The 16,350-nt window shown below is 67.5% G+C and carries 13 protein-coding genes and 4 pseudogenes; 9 read left to right on the top strand and 8 right to left on the bottom strand.

Going from position 1 to position 16,350, the window contains the following annotated elements; translation table 11 throughout:
- Positions 1-9 precede the first annotated feature (9 nt).
- On the bottom strand, positions 10-987 hold the full coding sequence (locus tag AB0L95_RS01270; RefSeq protein ID WP_365155015.1) for a zinc ABC transporter substrate-binding protein: 978 nt from the start codon (positions 985-987) through the stop codon (positions 10-12).
- 127 nt (positions 988-1,114) lie between these two features.
- Here AB0L95_RS01270 and AB0L95_RS01265 point away from each other — a divergent pair, with 127 nt between their 5' ends.
- Positions 1,115-1,324, top strand: a complete 210-nt coding sequence (locus AB0L95_RS01265) for a hypothetical protein (protein WP_365155013.1) — start codon at positions 1,115-1,117, stop codon at positions 1,322-1,324.
- On the opposite strand, the gene AB0L95_RS01260 is transcribed toward AB0L95_RS01265, so the two are convergent.
- The 3 genes and pseudogenes from AB0L95_RS01260 to AB0L95_RS01250 all read right to left on the bottom strand — a co-directional run.
- Positions 1,301-1,693 (bottom strand): SCO5389 family protein, encoded by a 393-nt coding sequence (locus AB0L95_RS01260; protein WP_365155010.1) that lies wholly within the window; start codon positions 1,691-1,693, stop codon positions 1,301-1,303. The genes AB0L95_RS01265 and AB0L95_RS01260 overlap by 24 nt on opposite strands.
- Before the next feature lie 45 nt (positions 1,694-1,738).
- Entirely contained in the window at positions 1,739-2,698 is a 960-nt protein-coding gene (locus AB0L95_RS01255) for an ATP-binding protein (protein ID WP_365155007.1), read from the bottom strand.
- Between the two features lie 482 nt (positions 2,699-3,180).
- A pseudogene (locus AB0L95_RS01250) lies at positions 3,181-3,747 on the bottom strand (peptidase S8); the annotation flags it as partial.
- A 309-nt stretch (positions 3,748-4,056) separates the two neighbouring features.
- Here AB0L95_RS01250 and AB0L95_RS01245 point away from each other — a divergent pair.
- The 7 genes and pseudogenes from AB0L95_RS01245 to AB0L95_RS01215 all read left to right on the top strand — a co-directional run bounded on the left by AB0L95_RS01245 (position 4,057) and on the right by AB0L95_RS01215 (position 11,221).
- On the top strand, positions 4,057-4,899 hold the full coding sequence (locus AB0L95_RS01245; protein ID WP_365155004.1) for a trypsin-like serine protease: 843 nt from the start codon (positions 4,057-4,059) through the stop codon (positions 4,897-4,899).
- A 283-nt stretch (positions 4,900-5,182) separates the two neighbouring features.
- Positions 5,183-5,359 (top strand): annotated as a pseudogene (locus tag AB0L95_RS01240) (transposase); the annotation flags it as partial.
- 334 nt (positions 5,360-5,693) lie between these two features.
- Positions 5,694-6,782, top strand: a complete 1,089-nt coding sequence (locus AB0L95_RS01235) for an IS110 family transposase (protein WP_365155001.1) — start codon at positions 5,694-5,696, stop codon at positions 6,780-6,782.
- A 700-nt stretch (positions 6,783-7,482) separates the two neighbouring features.
- Positions 7,483-8,502 carry a hypothetical protein gene (locus AB0L95_RS01230; RefSeq protein WP_365154998.1) on the top strand — a complete coding sequence of 340 codons (1,020 nt, stop codon included), beginning with the start codon at positions 7,483-7,485 and terminating at the stop codon, positions 8,500-8,502.
- 280 nt (positions 8,503-8,782) lie between these two features.
- Positions 8,783-9,295, top strand: a complete 513-nt coding sequence (locus AB0L95_RS01225) for a hypothetical protein (RefSeq protein WP_365154995.1) — start codon at positions 8,783-8,785, stop codon at positions 9,293-9,295.
- Positions 9,296-9,355: 60 nt separating this feature from the next.
- Entirely contained in the window at positions 9,356-10,732 is a 1,377-nt protein-coding gene (locus tag AB0L95_RS01220; RefSeq protein ID WP_365154992.1) for an IS1380 family transposase, read from the top strand.
- A gap of 177 nt (positions 10,733-10,909) precedes the next feature.
- A complete protein-coding gene (locus AB0L95_RS01215) occupies positions 10,910-11,221 on the top strand; it encodes a hypothetical protein (RefSeq protein WP_365154989.1) in 312 nt (103 codons plus the stop codon).
- 25 nt (positions 11,222-11,246) lie between these two features.
- On the opposite strand, the gene AB0L95_RS01210 is transcribed toward AB0L95_RS01215, so the two are convergent.
- A complete protein-coding gene (locus AB0L95_RS01210; protein WP_365154986.1) occupies positions 11,247-12,590 on the bottom strand; it encodes an IS630 family transposase in 1,344 nt (447 codons plus the stop codon).
- A 558-nt stretch (positions 12,591-13,148) separates the two neighbouring features.
- Between AB0L95_RS01210 and AB0L95_RS01205 the strand changes: the two genes are divergently transcribed.
- Positions 13,149-14,048 carry a hypothetical protein gene (locus tag AB0L95_RS01205; protein WP_365154984.1) on the top strand — a complete coding sequence of 300 codons (900 nt, stop codon included), beginning with the start codon at positions 13,149-13,151 and terminating at the stop codon, positions 14,046-14,048.
- 85 nt (positions 14,049-14,133) lie between these two features.
- Here the strand turns inward: AB0L95_RS01205 and AB0L95_RS01200 are convergent.
- The 3 genes and pseudogenes from AB0L95_RS01200 to AB0L95_RS01190 form a co-directional block, all read right to left on the bottom strand.
- Positions 14,134-14,859 (bottom strand): annotated as a pseudogene (locus tag AB0L95_RS01200) (IS110 family transposase); the annotation flags it as partial.
- Positions 14,860-15,275: 416 nt separating this feature from the next.
- Positions 15,276-16,022, bottom strand: a complete 747-nt coding sequence (locus AB0L95_RS01195) for a hypothetical protein (protein WP_365156536.1) — start codon at positions 16,020-16,022, stop codon at positions 15,276-15,278.
- Between the two features lie 54 nt (positions 16,023-16,076).
- Positions 16,077-16,226, bottom strand: a pseudogene (locus tag AB0L95_RS01190) (transposase family protein); the annotation flags it as partial.
- Between the last annotated feature and the right edge of the window lie 124 nt (positions 16,227-16,350).

Raw genomic sequence — 16,350 nt, 5'->3', positions numbered from 1 at the left:
GGCTTCAGTTCACTTCCCGGTGGCCTTGGCCAGGGCCTGCTCGATGCCCTGCAGCTGGGTGGTCTGCCACTGCTGGAAGGAGGCCCCGGCGGGGGTGAGGGTCTCGGTCACCGTGGCGACCGGGATGCCCTGCGCCTTGGCCTCCTTGACCTGCGCCTGCACGTCCGGCGTGGAGTTCTGCGAGTTGTAGACGTAGATCTTGATCTTCTTGATCTTGATCTGCTGGTCGATGGTGGCCTTGTCCTTGGCCGTGGGGTCGGAGCCCTCGCTCATGGCGTCCAGGAACGTCTCCGGGGTCAGCATCTTCAGCCCCAGGCCCTCGGCGAGCGGTGTGACGATGGACTCGGAGGCGCCGATCGGGGTGCCCGCGTACTTCGCCTTGATGTGGGTGATGAGCTTGTTGTAATCGCCGAGCGTCTTCGTCTCGAAGGTCTTCTTCTGCTGGTCGAAGTAGGCCGCGTCGGCCGGGTCGATCTTCTTGTAGTCGGCGGTGATCCTCTCGATGACCTGGTGCACGTTGTCCGGGGAGTACCAGCGGTGCGGGTTGCCGCCCGGCTTGATCCCGACCAGGTCGCCGACCTTCAGCTCGGTGCGCCCGCTGCCGGGATTGGCGGCCAGGAGCTTGTCCGCCCACGCGTCGTAGCCGATGCCGTTGACGATCGTGTACGGGGCGCCGGCCACGGTCCGGGCATCGGCAGCCGTGGGCTCGTAGTCGTGAGGGTCGGTGTCCGGGTTGTTGATGATGCTGGTCACCTTCACGTGGCTGCCGCCGAGCTGGGAGGCGATGCTGCCCCAGAAGTTCTCCGCCGCCACCACCTGGATCGTCTTGCCGGAGCCGCTGTCGCTGCCGGTCGCGGCCGTGTTGCTGGTGTGCGAGGAGGAGGTCGAGCAGGCGGTCGCCGTCACGGCCGTAAGGGCGGCCGTCGCGGTGACCAGTGCGATCCTCGCGGTCGGTCGGGCGGAACGGGAGGCGGGGGCGGTGGACATGCGGGAGCTCCTTCGGGCGTTGCCGGGCGCGTGGCGGACACGCGTCGACCGTGTGGCGACACTTCGACGCTAGATGGAAATGATTTTCAGATCAATGTCAGATGAAAACCGTTGCCATCTTTTGACCGTGCGTACGACTGCTCGGGGGCTGCGCAGGCAGGGGGTGCGGCGGATGCCGCCGGGACAAGCGTTGGCGGCCGTCGCTCACAAGGTCCGGGTGTCCTGGTGGGCGACGGCCGCCGAGGGGGCCGAGGTGGCCGGCCTGACGGCCGAACGCCGGTTCCGGCAGTCGGCGGTCACGATCGGCAGTGGTTCAGCAGTCGCGGAACTCCGGTGACTGGTTGAGGATCTGCGCGCGCAGGGAGGTGAAGCGGGTGTGGGTGGCGCCGCAGCGCGCCTCGGGGCGGAAGGCCGCGACGCGGTGGCAGTTCTGGAAGGCGAGGGCGATGCCGAAGTGGCGTTCCAGACTGCCTCGGATGGCGTCGCTGGACAGGGCGCGCAGCAGCTGGCCGCGCTCCTTCTCGGAGGGTGGCGGAGTCTGGTTGTCGGCGAACTCCGCAGTGCCGGACCGCAGTTCTTCTGCCAGGCGGGCGATGAGGTCGTATGCGTAGGGCAGGGAGGTGCGCACCGTTTCCATGAAGTCCTGCTCCCGTACCTCGCCGTTCTCGGCTTCGGCGAGCAGCTGCGGGGAGACGTCGAGTGACATGAAGGGCTGTCCTGTTCTGTGGTTCTGGTCTTGAGGGAGTGGGGGTCAGGCGGGGGCGGTCAGCGCTGTGGGGCCGTGCCGGAAATCCGGGTCGACCTGAGTGGCGAGGTCCTGGCCGGTGGCCTGGTTGGCCCAGGCGGTGGCGTTGCGCAGGTGGAACTCGACGGCGTGCTTCTGGAAGGCGGCCCAGTCCTTGGGGCGGGCGTCCACGGCTGCGCGCAGCCGGTCCAGCGCGCGGGTGTTGTGCGGTTCAAGTCCGCCGTGGTCGCGGCCCTGTTCCTGGGCGCGTACGTAGGAGGACTGCGCGCAGTGGGCGAGCAGGTCGTCGCCGACGTGCTCTTTGAGGAAGAGCAGGTCGTCCTCGCCGGTGACCTTGTTGCCGACGACGGCGACCGGGATGCCGAACTCGGCTGCGTGGTCGCGGTACTGGCGGTAGACGGAGACGCTTTTCCGGGTCGGCTCGACGACCAGGAAGGTCATGTCGAAGCGGGTGAACAGGCCGGAGGCGAAGGCGTCGGCGCCCGCGGTCATGTCGACGACGACGTACTCACCGGGGCCGTCCACCAGGTGGTTGAGGTACAGCTCGACCGCGCCGAGCTTGGAGTGGTAGCAGGCCACTCCGAGGTCGCTCTCGTCGAAGGCGCCGGTGACCATGAGCGGTACGCCGCCCACCTCCTGGACGTGATAGCCGTGGATCTCGTCGTCGCCGAGCAGCCGCAGCAGCCGGGATCCGTGTCCGGGCGGGGTGGTCTTGACCATGGCGTCGCGGGACGGGATCCGCGGGTTCGCGCCCCTCAGATAGTCCTTGATCTCGCCGGTGCGCGCGCTGAGCGGGGGCGCGGCGAAGACCTCGTCCTCGTCGAGGCCGAGGGCGTGGGCCAGGTGCTGGTTGAGGTCGCCGTCGATCGCGACGACGGGCGCTCCCGAGTGCGCCAGGTGACGGGAGAAGAGGGCTGACAGGGTCGTCTTGCCGCTGCCGCCCTTGCCGACGAAGGCAACGCGCATGGCTAGCCACTTCCTGTATTGAAAATGGATGTCATGAGCATAGACTTGTGGTGCGGTCGGGTGCTGTCAAATCGCCAGTGCCTCAACTTGCCGATTGCTACGGCGTGTTGGGCTGCGCCGATGGCAAACAGGGGATCCCTTTCACCCATGCGGAGGAGACGCGGAGATGAGCGATACCGCAGACGGCCGTCAGAGCCGCCCTTTCCCCCTCGTGGTCTGCATCTCATGCCGTGCCGCCGCGAAGGGGCGGGCGATGGACGGGCTGCGCCGTGTGGTCCGGGACTGCCCGCACGGGGTGATGTCTCCACCGGTTGCCTCGGCAGTGTGCTGAGCATGCTCCGCATCCGGCCGGCCGGCCGGGCACGGCATGGAACGTGTGGTTTTCGATCGGCTGGGGGACTGCGACGAGACAAGGGCTGGGCTGGCGCCGCAGTAGTGCGGCGCCAGCCCAGCCCTTGTCGGCGAGAGGGCGGCCGCCTCCGTCAGAAGGCGCTGGTGCCGTTGGGTGTGCCGAGGCCGGAGGGCCCGTCGTACCCCGGACCCGCGGTGCACAGGTAACTGTCGCCGCAGGAGCCGTTGCTGCCCGAAGTGACGTCGTTGAGCGCCGATGTGTGGCTGTACGGGTAGGAGCCGTCAACGACCTGGCTGGTGTTTCCGGCCAGTGCGTAGACGCTCGCGATGATCGGCGAGGAGACCCTGGTGCCCCCGACTTCGACCCATCCGTCGCACACGATGCCGCCACCGCAGTTGCTGTACGTGTCGTAGACCGCCACCCCGGTGTTGGGGTCGGCGACTGCGGCCACATCGGCGACGGTGCGCCTGGCGCATCCGGAGTCGTGCTGCCAGGACGGCTTGGCCTCGTACGCCGAGCAGCCCGAGCCGGCGCCGCTCCAGGCGCTCTCGGTCCAGCCGCGCGCGTTGGACGCCCTGCTCAGCGAGGTGCCGCCCACGGCGGTGACGTACGGGAAGGAGGCCGGCCAGGAGACGCCGTAACCGGAGTCACCCGAACTCGCTGTGATCGCGACGCCGGGGTGGTTGACGTGCGAGTCGAAGGGTCGGGGCGCTGAGGCTGTTGAAGAAGACGGTTTGGTCGAGCAGAAAGCGTGTTCTCCTCGGCCTCGCGCATCATCCACGCCAGCTCCTGCGCGAAGGATCCACGGTTTTTCCTTCACTTCAGCGCCTTGCGCGGGCGGCTATGGAGCTCGGCGTGTCGGTGTCCAGGTCCTTGGGGGTGTGGGCTGTCGGGCCGGTGCCTTGGGGACGGCGGACTGTGACGGGAGCCTCCCGGTGAAGCACCTTCCGAATCCCCGGCCCGCGTCGATAATGACCTTGTGCACTCGCTAGCCAGGAAATCCGTTTTGCCCCTGACGCTGGTCATCGTCGCGGCAGCTGCAGTGGTGGGCGACGCCGCGAGGGAGACTCATGCGGCCAGAAGCAGCGGGCGCAGCGGTTTCGGCAAGTCTGGCGAGCGGGGCCAGTCCCCGCAGGACCAGGACCAGGCCCTCTTCGCGACGGCCCCGGCCGAGGACGGCAAGGCGTACACTCCCCGCAGGACCGAGGAGAACGCGCGGATCGGCGCGGTCTTCGAGAAGGACGACCAGGGCGCCCATTTCTGCACGGCGAGCGTGGTGCAGAGTCGTGGCCGGAACATGCTGATCACTGCGGCCCACTGCGCCTTCGACGCCGACTCCGGGCAGCCGCTGAACGACCTGGTCTTCGCCCCCGGCTACCGCAACGGCGACGAACCCACCGGGCTGTGGAAGGTCAGCAAGGTGGTCGTCGACGACCGCTGGGCCACGTCGCAGGACGAAGACCTCGACGTCGCCTTCCTCGTCCTCGGTCAGAAGGACGGCAAGGGCATCCAGGACGTCCTGGGTGGCAACACCCTCGGCATAAACCACGGCTTCGACAACAAGGTCAAGATCACCGGCTATCCCACCAGCCGTGACACCCCGGTCTCGTGCCAGAACCGCACCACGAAGTTCAGCGACACCCAGCTGCGCATCCAGTGCACCGGTCTCGAGGACGGGACCAGCGGCAGCCCCTGGCTCGCCGACTACGACCCCAAGAACCACACAGGCACGGTCATCGGCGTTTTGGGCGGCCATGAGGGCGGCGGCGACCAGGACGATGTGTCCTACGCCGCGTACTTCGACGACGACATTGCCAAGCTCTACCGACGAGCCCAGGACGAGGACTGAGCCCAGTTCATCCGCACACCTCGGCACCCCCAGGACGCCCCTCGGTCTCCTCGGCGTCGCCGCCAAGGCCGCGATGCCCGCGACGAACCCAGACGGCCGGGTGCACGAGCGCCAGGCAGAGACGCACCTCGGCGCCGCCGCCCGCGTCGACTCCACTCTTGTGGCGTCTCAGCTTCAACACCCTGCTGGACACGGCTCGCCCGTACCAGACCGCCGCGGTCAACGACGTACGGACAAAAGCCGCGGGATCTCGCCGCCGCCCGTCCGACCACGATCGCCGCCTGAGGCCATCAACACGGTGGGGGACAACCCGGAACGCCTGGCCAGCGAGGCGTACTTCGCCGCGCTGTTCGGAGTCAGCCCTGTCGAGCGTTCGTCTGGCCGTTCGGGCCATGGTCGACGAAGGACCGCTGGTAGGGCGGGCCACAAGGCTGTCCGTCAATGCCGGTCACGAGTGGACGAAGAGTCAGCTCGTTGTCAGCCCGTCCAGGCCAGGTTGAGCGCCGGTTCGTTCGAAGCCATCCGGCAGTGATCGAGCCATGCCGTTGTGCCGGGATCGATGGGACGGTGGCGCAGTGCCGTCCCGGGCGGGGGTCCGACTCATGAGATCTATGACCGAAGTGTCCAGTCACGGGCTTGTCGACTGTCGTTGCGGGATGGCGCCTGCTGGTACCGAGCCACAGGGCGTGTCCCCATAGGGGCCATGCCGAGTTTCAGGCGCCATCACGGTTCAGACCGCCCGAGCAGGCCGGTGTTAATCACCCAGCACGTCACCACGAGGGAGGCGAACCACCATGACGACCAGACAACGCAGCACCTCCTCCACCAGCACGGATCCTCCCGTTCCGGGTGAGGTCGTCCTGGGCGTGGACACGCACGGTGAGGTTCATGTTGCCGCCGTGGTCTCCTCGCTGGGGAAGGTCCTGGGCACCGAGTCCTTTCCGGCCACGATGGCCGGCTACCGTCGGCTGCTCGTCTGGGCGCGCAAGCTGGGGACGGTGCGCCGGGCGGGTGTGGAGGGCACTGGCACCTTCGGGGCGGGCTTGTCCCGTTACCTGGTGGCTCAGCGGGTCCAGGTGTACGAGGTGAACCGGCCCGACCGCGCGGCCCGCCGTCTGCTCGGGAAGTCGGACCCGCTCGATACGCAGGCTGCTGCGCGGGCCGTGCTCGGTGGTGGCGCCCGGGCCCGGGCGAAAACCGGCGACGGTCCTGTGCACAGCGTCCGGATGTTCAAACTCGCCAAGGACTCCGCGGTCAAGGCCCGTACCCAGGCGATCAACCAGCTCAAGGCTGTCTTGGTCATAGCCGACCCGGAACTACGGGAACGCCTGTCCAGCCTGGGCAACCGCGAGCTGTTCCGCACCTGCGCGCGCCTCTACTTGTGCGACGAGGACGCCGTGGCGCAGGCCACTCGCATCACCCTGAGCCTGCTGGCCCAGCGTATCGAGCAGCTCACCGGGCAGATCGATGACCTGAACCAGCGCCTGACCCGGCTCGTCGAAGCCCACGCCCCTCAGCTGCTCGTACCGGTGGGCATCGGCCCGGACAGTGCCGTCACTCTCCTGATCACCATGGGAGACAATCCCGAGCGGCCGAACACCGAGGCGTCCTTCGCCGCTTTGTGCGGAGTAAGTCCCATCGAGTACTCCTCGGGCCGGCGGAGCTCGCGTCGGCTCAACCATGGCGGCGACCGGCAGGCGAACGCCGCCCTGCACCGCATCGTGTTCACCCGCCTGCGCCACGACCCGCGCACCCGGGCGTACTACGAACGCCGCACCCAGGAGGGTAAGACCCGACGCGAGATCATCCGATGCCTCAAGCGGTATGCCGCCCGCGAGGTCTTCAACCTGGTCAGACCGGTCTCCCTTGCCCCCGCGTTATAGGGGCGTCCGTGATACGTGAGAGGGTCTGAGGCGTGAGTGAGACACCGTCGAACACCCTGCAATACCGCTTTGACGGGCCAGAAGAGGCTCCCGTCCTGATCTTGGGTCCCTCCCTGGGTACCACCTGGCACAGGTTGTAGAGACCGTCCATGGGCGTCCACGTCAGTCCAGGGTTGGGGCGTAAGAGCAGGTCACGCACCGCGGTCCGGGGGAGTCGGCGTAGTTGGTGACAGACGTGTGACACGCGCCTGTGACAGGCCGGTGATAGGGCGAGGCCGCGCCGGGGAGCACGCTGGCGGGCCTCTGCCCGGAGCCGCGAGACGAAGCCCCACCGGAGCACTCCGGTGGGGCTTCGTCTCGAGATCGACCGTGCTTGCACGCATGACGCGCTCGGCTCCTGATGCAGTTCGTGTTCCTGTGATGCGCTCGGGGGCGCTGGATTTGCAATCGCAGCCACCAAGATGGGGATCCGTGAGACGGCGCTGCCCAGCCGGGAACTCGGGCGGATTCTGTCGTGTGGGGGCCCTGATCGGGCGGGACCAGTGGTATGCCGGCTGTCGGTGGATGTGTGACGTCGTGGCCACCGTTGATGCTGCACCCGTGACGAAACCGGACTTGGTCGTACGTGCCGGACGTTCTGCGGTGACAGGGCACAATGGTTCGCACGCGGTGGCTGGGGGGCGGCTCTGGGGAGGGCGTCGTGAAGTTCAGAAAGCGAACGCTGGAAATGCTTGGCGACCTCATTTGCGGGAACCTCGGTGCGGCAGATCCGCAAGCTGATGCCGAGCCTGCGTACTTCCCGTATCGCTCGAGCAGCTACATCACCGAGTTCTTCGCGGAACTCGATATGGATTGGGAGCACGACGGTTCGACGCGGCACCGCTGGGTCGCAGGGGTGCTGGAACAATTGTTGGCGGAGCCGCACAAGGGGCCTGCGCACCCGCCGGAGTCCTTCTGTCGGGTGATCGACCACCTGATGAATCCGGCGGATGCCCTCAATGAGGGTCTCGACCGGCCCAATGCCTTGCGCTTGCTGAATAATGCGCTCGCCCGCGAGGGGTTCGAAGCTTTCTACGGGGAGGACAAGCACTGCTATCTGCGGCACATCGGAACGAACACTGTCTCGATGTTGGCCAAGAACCCACATCGTCCCCTGAGCGTGGCCGAGATGCAGCGACGCACAGCACTTGCCGCGTTCTTGGACACGTGCAGTGAGGATGCGCTCATTGAGGAAGTGCTGCTGCCACTGTTCCGGCAGCTGGGTTTTCACCGGATCACTGCGGCCGGGCACCGGGACAAGGCGCTGGAGTACGGCAAGGACATCTGGATGCGTTATACCCTGCCGACCCAGCACTTCCTGTACTTCGGCATCCAGGTGAAGCGCGGGAAGCTGGACGCCACCGGGAAGTCCAGGGCGGGTAATGCCAACATCGCTGAGATCCACAATCAGGCTCTGATGATGCTGGCGCACGAGGTCTTCGACCCCGAGATCAACCGGCGCGTCCTCGTCGACCATGCGTTCATCGTGGCTGGCGGGGAGATCACCAAGGCTGCACGCAACTGGCTGGGCAACGCGTTGGACGCGGCGAAGCGGAGCCAGATCATGTTCATGGACCGCGACGACATCCTGAACCAGTTCGTGGTAACCAACTTGCCGCTTCCCGCCGGTGTACTGCCGGGTGCGATGCCATCGGGCGGTATCCCGGAAGCGCCATTCTGAGGCGCTGATGCAGCTTCATCCCCCTGGGCGGCGTCCTGATCTTCGCAACGGCTGTCATGCTTGGTTTGCCGGTCGCCGGTGGAGTCCCCAGCCGCATAGGGGTGGGCTCTTCGAAGGGTCAGGGAGACCGGCTGCCGAGCTGTTGGTTGTCCCCGCCCCTTCGCTTCGCGGCGATGAACCGCCCTCCGGCCATGCGAGCGTCAGCTTCCCCGCGGCGTGCGCGTGGCGGGCCCCTGGCAACCCGCGTGACGGATGACCTCTGCCGGAGGATCATCTGTTCATGCACGAGAAGTCGGATCACGAGGACGTCGCCCTGCAAGCGCTTTGCGTCGAACTCAGGGCACGGGGCCACGATGCGACGATCATTACGCGCCCGGATGCGGATCCTCAGCATCCGCTCACCGTGGACGCACTGTTTGCCATCGACGGTGAGGAGTGGGCCGTCGACCACTGCCTACTGTCGCGCCCGCCCCTGCTGACTCCCGCCCTGAACGCGGCGGAAACAGCTCTGAAGGACAAGCTCGGCGCGCTCGCCCGCGAGCACGGCTGCCTGATCTCGGTCAGCTACCTGCCGCAGACCGGCGAGCGCGGCACGAAGTGGGGCGAGGACTACTACAACAAGCTCATAGAGATGGCGAAAGAAGCCATCCAGACAGGGGCGTTCGTCACGGGCGCCGACGGCTGCGCGACTGCCGCCGCGGTTCCGACCGAGACACCCGACGTCTCCCTAGCCTCGCGCTTTCATGAAGCGGGCTGTCCGGTAGGCGGTCAGAAAAGCAGAAAGTGCCTCTGACCAGCAAGAATGAGGATTGTCTAGGTCCTTGTTCCTGCCACCGCCGGAGGCACTTCCCAGGTGAAGCACCCTATCGGGTCCTACCCCCGTGTCCGCGTCCAGGACGACGGCCGCCAGGTCGTCACCCAGGCCGGGTCGGTCCTGCTCGTCGAAACGGTCCGCAAGACGGGCCTTGGCCAGGCCGTATCCCAGGCTCTGGCTCCGTGGCGGAAGCCGCGGGCCGTCCACGATCCCGGCAAGATCCTCCTGGACGTCGCCATGGCGGTCGCACTGGGCGGGGACTGCCTCGCGGACGTCGCGATGCTGCGGTGTGAGCCGGCCTTCTTCGGTCCGGTCGCCTCCGACCCGACCGTCTCCCGCCTGATCGACACCCTCGCCGCCTCCGGCGAGAAAGCCCTGCAGGCCATCCGGTCCGCGCGGGCCGAAGTCCGGAGCCATGTCTGGTTCTTGGCGGGCAAGAACGCCCCGGACACCGATGGACAGGTCACCGTCGACCTCGACGGCGTCCTCGTGATCGCCCACTCCGACAAGCAGGACGCAGCCGCGACCTGGAAGAAGACCTACGGCCATCACCCCCTGACGGCCTTCGTCGACCACGGACCGGGCGGAACCGGAGAGCCCGTCGCCACCCTCCTGCGACCAGGAAACGCGGGCTCCAACACCGCCGCCGACCACATCACCACCGCCCAACTCGCCCTCGCCCAACTGCCCAAGCACTACCGGCGAGGGCGGCAGACGCTGATCCGCACCGACTCCGCCGGCGGCACCCACGACTTCGTGTCCTGGCTCGCGAAACGAGGACGATGGCTGTCCTACTCGGTCGGCATGACGGTCACCGAAGCGATCCACGAACACGTACTGAAGGTCCCCGCCTCGGCCTGGACCCCGGCCGTCGAGGCCGACGGTGAGACCCGTGACGGGGCCTGGATCGCCGAGCTCACCGGCAAGCTCCTGGACGGCTGGCCCAAGGGCATGCGACTGATCGTCCGAAAGGAACGGCCCCATCCTGGCGCCCAGTTGAGGATCACGGACGCAGACGGCATGCGGATCACGTGCTTCGCGACCAACACCACCGGCCGACCGATCGCCGAACTCGAGCTCCGTCACCGGCTCCGGGCCAGGGCCGAGGACCGGATCCGGGCTGCCCGGGCCACCGGCCTGCGCAACCTGCCCCTGCACGACACCGCCCAGAACAAGGTCTGGCTGGGGATCGTCCAGATTGCCCTCGACCTGCTGGCCTGGATGCCCATGCTCGCCCTCACCGGCAAGGCCCGACTCTGGGAACCCCGCCGCCTGCGGTTCCGCCTGTTCTCCGCAGCCGGCCAGCTCGTCACCACCGGACGCCGCAGAATCCTCCGCCTCGCCCGGCACTGGCCCTGGACCAGAGAGATCACCGCAGCCCTCGAACGGCTCGCACTCCTGCCCGACCCCGGCTGACCAGCAACCCACCGTCCCTGCGACAGCATCACCCGCCCCGGGCAGTGGAACCCGGCGCCCACCCGACGCGACAGCCGGGCCACCGGCCTGGCCAGCATCAGTTCCGGAAAGCAAGAGGGCCCACCGACTCCGTCGGCGGACCCCCGCGAAAGATCGAGGCTAGTCGCCTTCACGAGCATGACGACGAACCCCTCCATTGGAAGCCAGATCGAGCTGGGCCTACGCGCTCCGCTACTCAAGAAGCTCGACGGGCAGTTTCGGGTCGCCAAGGACGCGGGCTACCGGACCGCCCTCCTTCTCGACCAGCAACCGCGTCCAGGCAGCCACACCGTATGGCTCGGGGGGCCGACCACCATCGCGGCCGTCGCCAACGGGATCATGCGGAACCACCGGGAAAGCAACCCGAAGGTGCTCGACCAGGTGTGGCTCCGGCCGGCGCTCCCGACTTCCGCCCTCGAAGGCCCGTCGGTGCATCTCCTGATCGCCTAGTGTGATGCGCCAGAAATCCTGAGGGTTAGTTCTGCTCTGTTTTCTGGCCGGTGGTTCCGACTTTGGTGAGGTAGTCGGCGAGGGAGTTGAGGATCTCGTCGACCGTTTTGGTCCAGGTGAAGGGCCGCGGGTTCTCGTTCCAGGTGTCGATCCATGCGGTGATGTCGTCCTCCAGTGCCTTCACGGAGGTGTGGACGCCGCGGCGGATGAGCTTGTCGGTGAGCAGGCCGAACCACCGCTCGACCTGGTTCATCCAGGAGGATCCGGTGGGGGTGAAGTGGACGTGAAAGCGGGGGTGTTTGCCGAGCCACGTCCTGATCTCGGCGGTGTTGTGGGTGGCGTAGTTGTCACAGACAAGGTGCACGTCGAGCCCGGCGGGCACCGCTTTGTCGATCCGGATCAGGTACTTCTTGAACTCGATCGCCCGGTGGCGGCGGTGCAGTGCCGATATGACGGTGCCGTCGGCGATGTCGAAGGCGGCGAACAGGCTGGTGACGCCGTGCCTCAGACAGTCGTGGGTGCGGCGTTCGGGCATGCCAGGCATCATCGGCAGCACCGGCTGGGACCGGTCCAGCGCCTGGATCTGGGACTTCTCGTCCACGCAGAGCACGACCGCCTTCTCGGGCGGGTGATGGTACAGGCCGACGACGTCGACGACCTTGGCGACGAACTGCGGATCGGTGGACAGCTTGAAGGCATCCTGCAGGTGGGGCTTGAGGTCGAACCGCTTCCAGATCCGCCCGATCGTCGACTTCGACAGGCCGGTGCGCTGGGCCATCGAAGTCCGTGACCAGTGCGTGTCCTGGCCCGGGAGCGACTCCAGGGTGGCCACGACGACCTCCTCGACCCGGTCGAGGAGGATCGAAGGCGGCCGGCCCGAGCGCGGCTCGTCCTGCAGACCATCGAGGCGTTTGGCGATGAACCGGGCCCGCCAGCGGTCCACGGTCGACCTGTCGATGCCGAGGTCGGCCGCAGCCTGCTGGTTCGTCCCGCCCTCCGCGCAGCGCAGCACGATCTTGGCCCGTAACGCCAGGAACTGGGCGGTCTTGGCCTGCCGCGCCCACTGCTGCAGCTGTCTGCGCTCAGCATCGTCGAGGACCAGGTCGGCCTTCGGCCGGCCAATCCAGCCGGCGTCCTCAAGCCCGGCCATCCGCTTGGCGGCGAACGCCCGACGCCACTTGCCGACCGTCTTGGCCTGGACACCGACGAGCCGTGCCACACCCGCGTTCGACATGCCGTCAGCACACGCCAGGATGATGCGAGCCTTATCGGCCGAGCGCCGGTGCGGCAGTTCCGTCCGGCGCACCAACTCGGCACGCTCAGCCTCGGACAACGTGATCGCCACAGCAGAAGGCCCGGAATGCGACATGCCAACAGGGTAGTGACTAACCCTCAGGATTTCTGGCGCATCACACTAGCCGCACGGCTGGGCACCGACTCCAAGACCGTGTGGAACTGGCTGCACGGAAGGTCGCGGCTGTCGGCGGGCGGCCCCACCAGCTCCTCTGAAAACAGCGGGCAGCAATCCGGGAAAGAGCCCATACCTGATCGGCAGTCGTGACGAGCTGTACCGGTGTCAGCGGGATCCCTCGGGTTCGATCACCGCCGTTCGGCGCGGAACAGTCAATGGGGTGGTAGTAAATCGTCGGCCAATCACTCACCAGCCGGTCACTGGGCCTGCGAAAGCCCACGCGCGGGCGGGTCGGGGCAGGCATGTCTCCGAGCAGCGGCTGACGGCAGGCGCAATCCGAGCGCGGCGCGGGCAGGTAAGCGAACAACAACCGTCGTACGGCGCCGGAACCCTCTGGCCTACCTCAAATCAGCACGGCCGACCGGTGCGGTCTCACACAGTGGGCTCATGACAACGGTCCGCACCGTGCGCACCTACTGGCAACTCGCTCTGCTTCCCCTCGGGTTCGCGAGCATCATGTACGGCGACCTGCTCTTCCGGGACGGCCAGCGGGGGCTCGGCAAGTTCCTCTTCATCAGCGGATGGGTGGTGGCGCTTTCCGGAATGCCAGCCCTGAACAGCTACCTGAAGGCGAACCATCTCCGTGAAGGCATCCTCAAAATCTTCGTGATCCTGTTCATCGTCGGGAGCTTCGCGGTCCCCGGCCCGATCGTCAGTCTGGTCAAGGTCTTCGACGGCACGGCGCAGCCGGTCAACTACCGGCAGGCCGCGCTCTCGCTGGCATTGATCTACATCGCGCTGACGATCCTGTCTCGGATCGCCGAGCCGAAGGACCACGTCCTGGAGCGGCTCGCGAGCCGTATCCAGCGAGCGGCTGTCTTCCGGGCGCTGGCGAACGTGACCGGCATCTTCGCCGTGGTGGCCTTCCTGGGGGCACGGTTCGTCGCCACGCACCCGGTGCCTCTGATTTCCACTGGCCTGACGCTCGTGGTGGCCGCCGCGGTGGTCACCCACAAGACATTCGCCCGGGCGCGGAAGCTGTGCACGCAGATCCACGCCGACACGCAGACCCTGCTGAGAGACCTCGACGAGCTCCACCAGGCACGCAGCCGCAGCACGACGAGCACGGCGAAGCCCTGGATCCGGCGGCTGCGCGGCGAGCGGCAGGCGGGCGGCGGCCACGCCGACGAGCAGAAGGCGGCGCTGCGGGCATGGGACGCCGTCAAGCTCGGCCTGTCCACGCCCGTGGACACCGGCTACCGCCGCATCGGCCTGCCGTTCCTCACCGACGAGGTGGTGGCTGAGATCGAGGCGAAGGTGCGGACAGCCGTCCACGGCGGAAGCGCCGGCCCTGCGCGGGCGGACCTGCAGGCCATTCAGCGGGCGTGCTCGGGGCGCGTCGACGTCCTGGCCTAGACGAGTAGTTCCGTATGTGGGGCAGGGTGTCCAGCATCGGGTTGTGACGACCGAGCTAGACACCCTCTTGACCGCACTGTACGTGCACGATCACGTCCAGGGTGCTGGTGCCCGGGACGATGACGGTCTGTTCGTCGAGGGCGTCGAAGACGTCGTCGACAAGGCGCTGGGCCATGCGCGGGGTCTTCGGCCGTATCACCTCGACGAGCTTGCGGCGGCCGGCCTTGCGCAGAGCGGCCGGGGATCCGTAGCGCTCCAGGAGCCAGATGATGGCGGGGTGGTCCAGGCGGGGTCCCAGGACGCGTTCGAGGCTGGGGTGGAACTGGGTGAGCAGGCCGCGGATACGGTTGGAGGTGCGGTTGGCCTCGCCGGCCAGGTCCTGGTCGAAGCCGACCAGCATGGTCAGCTCGGCGGTGATCTCGTCGGTGAGGTCGAGGGAGCGCAGGGTGTGGGGCATGGTGCGGGCGGCGTCTGCGATGACAGCCGCGTCGCGCGCGTCGGTCTTGGCCTCACCCGGGTAGCGGTCGGCGATCCGGCGCATCGCGAGTCCGGGCAGGTAGGCGACCTTGCAGCCGGCGTCGCGGGCGACGGTCAGCGGCAGGGCGCCGATGGAGGCGGGCTGGTCCACGACCACCAGGACGGTGCCGAATTTGGCCTTGAGCTTGTCGAAGACGCCCCGCAACTGGAGTTCGCCGTTCGGCAGGGCCTTGTCGAAGACCTTCTTCCCGGCCGGGGTGAGCCCGTGGCCGTGATGGTTGCTCTTGCCGACATCCAGGCCGAGGAAGACGCCCGTCTCGTCGATATCGATCACCGTGCCCCCACATACGTCGATGCTGTGCCGGCCTCGGCGGCGGGGCCGTTCGCGCGCATCCACGTTATGCAGACCTGCCGCCCGCGAGGTGGCCGGCATTGCGCCGGACCGGGCAGTGGCCGGACCTCTGATCAGCGTCTCCGACGGCACCCCTCGGGCCCGGTGACACCACCCCCCAGGTCATCCGATCGACAGGGGGCAACAGTCATGCCGGGCCCGGAGGCCAGCGGCCCTCTTACAGGACCGCGAAGAAGATAATTGTGAGAGTTCTTCTGCGGCCCGGGATGGGTTGCTGCCAGGCTCGGCGCTCGTGATCCGGCATGACTCGCAAAATAACTGGCGTCCCGTCAGGGACTGCCGTTCCCCCGAGATGTCTGCCGGAGACGGGCGCCGACCTGGCCCACCCGTTGGCTTGATCAGCAGCTTGTCCGCCTTCCGGCGTGACTCATCACAGTTCCGCCACGTGGTGACTCCACCCAGGCCGACGCCGCCCACGGCCATCCGTCTCGGAGGAGAACAACCGCGTGACCATGCTTGCAGAACACGTCGAGGGCGTCATCGGCGTCGACACCCACCGCGACACCATCGCCGCAGCAGCCGTCAGCCCCATCGGCGCCGTCCTGGAGACCACCGACGCACCGGCCCACGGCCGCGGCTACCAGCGCCCTCTCGACTTCGCCCGCTCGCATGTCCCTGGCCGCCGCTGCTGGGCACTCGAAGGAACCGGCAGCTACGGCGCCGGCCTCGCAGCCTTCCTTGTCGCTGACCTGCACGGCGTCGGAGGCGCTGTCGGCGATGCCCTGGCGGTAGGTGAGGGAGCCATCGCGGCAAATGGTCTCCACTCCGGGATGTGCGCGAAGCCAGCTGCTGAGCTGTTCGGCGTCCCGTCCTTCCCAGAGGGTGAGAGGGATTCGGGTGGTGGCGTCGATGAGGAGGGTGCCGTAGGTGTCGCCGTAGAGGGCGAAGTCGTCCACTCCCAGCACCCGAGGTGTCTGCAGCGACACCAGCGGCATCCGCATCAACTGCGACAGGACGGTGCATCGCGAGAGCGTGACGTGCAAGATCCGCAGCATCCGGGCACCGCCTCGGCCCGCCAGCAGCCCCCCCACCGCCTCGACCACGAGCTGCAGCAGCGGCGTGCGCCGCTGATAACGCACCGTCAAGCCCGGCACCTGCTCGGCGAACGTCGTCTTCCCGCACGCGGCTTTCTCACAGTACAGACGGCGTACGCTCGACTCGATCAGTACCGGACGGCCACCCAGGGACACATCGGCGAGCCGTCGGACATAGCGACTGTGACACCACCCGCTCGGCGCTCCGCAGCCCGTACAGGCTGCGGCATCACCCCTCGTACGGGCCCGGACCATCACCTCGGGACCCATTTCGTCCACCGAGTAGATCAGTACTCCCGCCAGGTGCGGTAAGAGGTCGGGAAGTTCGACAGGGCACACCCGAAGGATGCTCGCTACGCGGACCGGCCGACCCCCGCGC

It is taken from the genome of Streptomyces sp. NPDC052036 (assembly GCF_040680495.1).
In the GTDB taxonomy this organism is placed as follows: domain Bacteria; phylum Actinomycetota; class Actinomycetes; order Streptomycetales; family Streptomycetaceae; genus Streptomyces.
The sequence above is the reverse complement of the archived record's forward strand: the minus strand, read 5'-3'. Positions and strand labels throughout refer to the sequence as shown.

What these genes read in the sequence shown, in the direction of transcription:
- AB0L95_RS01270 (WP_365155015.1), bottom strand. Translation starts at nt 987, where the DNA reads ATGTCCACCGCCCCCGCCTCCCGTTCCGCCCGACCGACCGCGAGGATC.
- AB0L95_RS01215 (WP_365154989.1), top strand. Translation starts at nt 10,910, where the DNA reads ATGACGACGAACCCCTCCATTGGAAGCCAGATCGAGCTGGGCCTACGC.
- AB0L95_RS01255 (WP_365155007.1), bottom strand. Translation starts at nt 2,698, where the DNA reads ATGCGCGTTGCCTTCGTCGGCAAGGGCGGCAGCGGCAAGACGACCCTG.
- AB0L95_RS01205 (WP_365154984.1), top strand. Translation starts at nt 13,149, where the DNA reads ATGTACGGCGACCTGCTCTTCCGGGACGGCCAGCGGGGGCTCGGCAAG.
- AB0L95_RS01225 (WP_365154995.1), top strand. Translation starts at nt 8,783, where the DNA reads ATGCACGAGAAGTCGGATCACGAGGACGTCGCCCTGCAAGCGCTTTGC.
- AB0L95_RS01260 (WP_365155010.1), bottom strand. Translation starts at nt 1,693, where the DNA reads ATGTCACTCGACGTCTCCCCGCAGCTGCTCGCCGAAGCCGAGAACGGC.
- AB0L95_RS01235 (WP_365155001.1), top strand. Translation starts at nt 5,694, where the DNA reads ATGACGACCAGACAACGCAGCACCTCCTCCACCAGCACGGATCCTCCC.
- AB0L95_RS01210 (WP_365154986.1), bottom strand. Translation starts at nt 12,590, where the DNA reads ATGTCGCATTCCGGGCCTTCTGCTGTGGCGATCACGTTGTCCGAGGCT.